We start from the raw sequence: 3,189 nt of genomic DNA on the forward strand, positions 1-3,189 counted from the left end.
CAACATGCTCAGGGCCAAGTAGCGCCCGGAGTCCCGGTCCGCCCATGCCGAAGGTCAGCGAGGGCCACCTGGCGGCGCGGCGCCGCCAGATCCTCGACGGCGCCCGCCGCTGCTTCGCCACGCACGGCTACGAGCAGGCCACCGTGCGCCGGTTGGAACGCGAGATCGGCCTGTCCCGCGGGGCGATCTTCCACCACTTCCGGGACAAGGACACGCTCTTCTTCGCGCTGGCCCGCGAGGACGCCGAACAGATGGCGCAGCTGGCCGCCCGGGAGGGCATGATCGGGGTGATGCGGGCCCTGCTGGCCGCCCCGGAGCGGTACGACTGGCTGGCCACCCGGCTGGAGATCGCCCGCAAGTTGCGCCACGACATCGAGTTTCGCCGCGGCTGGACCGAGCCGTCCGGCGAGCTGGCGGCCGCGGCGACCGAGCGGCTGCAACGCCAGAAGCGGGCCGGCCGGTTGCGCGACGACGTCCCCGCCGACGTGCTGCACTGCTACCTGGATCTGGTGCTCGACGGGCTGGTGGCCCGGCTGGCCTCCGGCGAAGACCCGCAGCGGCTGGCCGCGGTGCTGGATCTGGTGGAGGAATCGGTGCGCCAGCGTTAGTGGCACCGCGACGCGCTGGCCGCACGGTGGAGCCGCCAACCGCCACTCAGGCCAGCTCGATCAGGTCCCGGTAGTCGGTCGACCAGAAATCCTCGGTGCCGTCCGGCAGCAGCAGCACCCGCTGCGGGTCGAGCGCCTGGGCCGCGCCCTGGTCGTGGGTGACCAGAACCACCGCGCCGGTGTAGCTGCGCAGCGCGTCGAGCACCTGCTCCCGGGAGGCCGGATCCAGGTTGTTGGTCGGCTCGTCGAGCAGCAGCACATTGGCGGCCGAGGCCACCAGGCCGGCCAGCGCCAGCCGGGTCTTCTCCCCACCGGAGAGGGTGCCGGCCGGCTGATCCAGCTGGGCACCGGTGAACATGAACGCCCCCAGCAGCCCGCGCAGGTCCTGCTCGCCGGTGTCCGGGGCGGCGTGGATCGTGTTCTGCCACACCGTCGCCGCGTCGTCGAGGGTGTCGTGTTCCTGGGCGAAGTAGCCGACCTTGCAGCCGTGGCCGGGCTCGATCGCCCCGGCGTCCGGGGCCTCCACCCCGGCCAGGATGCGCAGCAGTGTCGTCTTGCCGGCCCCGTTCAGCCCCAGCACCACCACCCGCGAGCCGCGGTCGACAGCCAAATCCAGGCCGGTAAACACCTCCAGCGAGCCGTAGGTCTTGGTCAGCCCGGTCGCCGTCAGCGGGGTGCGCCCGCAGGCCGCCGGGGTGGGGAACTTGATCCGAGCCACCTTGTCGGCCACCCGTTCCTCATCCAGAGCGGCCATCATCCGGTCGGCCCGGCGCAGCATGTTCTGCGCGGCAACGGCTTTGGTGGCTTTCGCACCGAGTTTGGCGGCCTGGCTGCGCAGCGCGGAGGCTTTGCGTTCGGCGTTGGCGCGCTCCCGGCGGCGGCGCTGCTCGTCGGTGGCACGAGCGTCCAGGTAACGCTGCCAACCCATGTTGTAGACGTCGGCCTCACCACGCACCGCGTCCAGGAACCACACCCGGTTCACCACGTCGGCCAGCAGCTCGACGTTGTGGCTGATCAGCACCAGCCCGCCGGTGTGGCCTTTGAGGAAGTCGCGCAGCCAACCGATCGAGTCGGCGTCCAGGTGGTTGGTCGGCTCGTCGAGCAGCAGCGTGGTGCCCGACCCGGAACCCCCGCCGGCGCCGTCGGATTCGGCGGCCGCGAACAGGATGCGGGCCAGCTCCACCCGGCGGCGTTGCCCACCGGAGAGGGTCCGCAGCCGCTGAGCGAGCACCCGCTCCGGCAGGCCCAGGCTGGTGCAGATTCTGCTGGCCTCGCTCTCCGCCGCGTAACCGCCGAGCGCGGCGAACCGCTCCTCCAGCTCGCCGTAGCGCCGGATCGCCCGGTCCCGCGCGGCGTCGTCGGCCACCTCGGCCATCAACGTCTGCTGCTTCTCCAGCTCGGCCAGCAGCGTGTCCAGCCCGCGGGCCGAGAGCACCCGGTCGCGGGCCAGCACATCCAGGTCGCCCTCCTTGGGGTCCTGCGGCAGATAACCGACCTCACCGGTGCGGGCGATCCGCCCGGCATACGGCTCCCCCTCACCAGCCAGGATGCGCAGCGTGGTGGTCTTGCCGGCGCCGTTGCGGCCGACCAGGCCGATCCGGTCGCCGGGCTGGATCCGCAGTGCCGAACCGGTGGCGTCCAGCAGGGTGCGCGCCCCGGCGCGGACCTCCAGGTCCGTTGCGGTGATCACGGGCGGGTACTCCTGAGCAGGTCGCTGGTCACTTGTCGTCGGTGAAGACCGGCGGGCGCTTCTCCGCGCGTGCCGCCACGGCTTCTTCGAAGTTGCCGGTGAGCAGCCGCACGTAGAGCTGTCCGAGCCCCTCGGCCTGCATGTGCGCCTCCAGACTACCGGCGTCCAGCCCGCTCCAGAGCGTCCGCTTGGTCAGCTCGACCCCGGGGCGGGAGAAGGCGGCGATCCGCTCGGCCAGGTCGTAGCAGGCCGGCAGCAGCTCGGCGGGCTCGACCACCCGGGAGACCAGGCCGATCCGTTCGGCCTCCGCGGCGTCGACGTCGCGGCCGGTGAGCATGATCTCGAACGCCCGGGACGCGCCGATCGCCCGCGGCAGCAGGTAGCTCAGCCCCAGCTCGCTGGCGGTGAGCCCGTTGTTGATGCCGGCCGCTCGGAAGTAGGCCCGCGAGGCGGCCAGCCGGATGTCGGCGGCCAGCGCCAGGCAGAGCCCACCGCCGATCGCGGCGCCGTTCACCGCGGCGATCACCGGCTGGTGCATCCCGCGCAGGGTGCGGATCACGTCGTCGAGCAGCTCCATCGACCGCAGCCCGTAGCTCGGCCGGGTCAGCCCGTCGACGTGCGGCACCGGCCCGGCCGACTTGTGGTCGGCGCCGGACGAGAAGCCGGTGCCCGCGCCGGTGAGCACCACCGCGCGCACCGAGTTGTCGTGGCTGACCGCGTGCAACGCCTCTTTGAGCGGCACCATGACGTCGAACGCCATCGAGTTCATCCGCTCGGGGCGGTTGAGGGTGACCAACGCGACCTTCGGTCGCGGCTGGTCGATCAGGACGAAGTCGGTTCCGGTCACGGTGTGCAGGCTATCGCCCGCACCGGCTCAGAGTTGCTCGGGTT

The 3,189-nt window shown here is 72.0% G+C and carries 3 protein-coding genes; 1 reads left to right on the forward strand and 2 read right to left on the reverse strand.

Going from position 1 to position 3,189, the window contains the following annotated elements; translation table 11 throughout:
- The first annotated feature begins 44 nt into the window (after nucleotides 1–44).
- Complete coding sequence (locus tag AC2VNT_RS10700) at nucleotides 45–608, forward strand: TetR/AcrR family transcriptional regulator (RefSeq protein ID WP_486946831.1); 564 nt, start codon at nucleotides 45–47, stop codon at nucleotides 606–608.
- Nucleotides 609–654: 46 nt separating this feature from the next.
- Here AC2VNT_RS10700 and AC2VNT_RS10705 read toward each other — a convergent pair whose 3' ends face one another.
- Nucleotides 655–2,298 (reverse strand): ABC-F family ATP-binding cassette domain-containing protein, encoded by a 1,644-nt coding sequence (locus tag AC2VNT_RS10705; RefSeq protein ID WP_486946832.1) that lies wholly within the window; start codon nucleotides 2,296–2,298, stop codon nucleotides 655–657.
- Nucleotides 2,299–2,326: 28 nt separating this feature from the next.
- Nucleotides 2,327–3,154 (reverse strand): enoyl-CoA hydratase, encoded by an 828-nt coding sequence (locus AC2VNT_RS10710; RefSeq protein ID WP_486946833.1) that lies wholly within the window; start codon nucleotides 3,152–3,154, stop codon nucleotides 2,327–2,329.
- Between the last annotated feature and the right edge of the window lie 35 nt (nucleotides 3,155–3,189).

Source organism: Mycobacterium sp. TH-M15 (assembly GCF_057473705.1).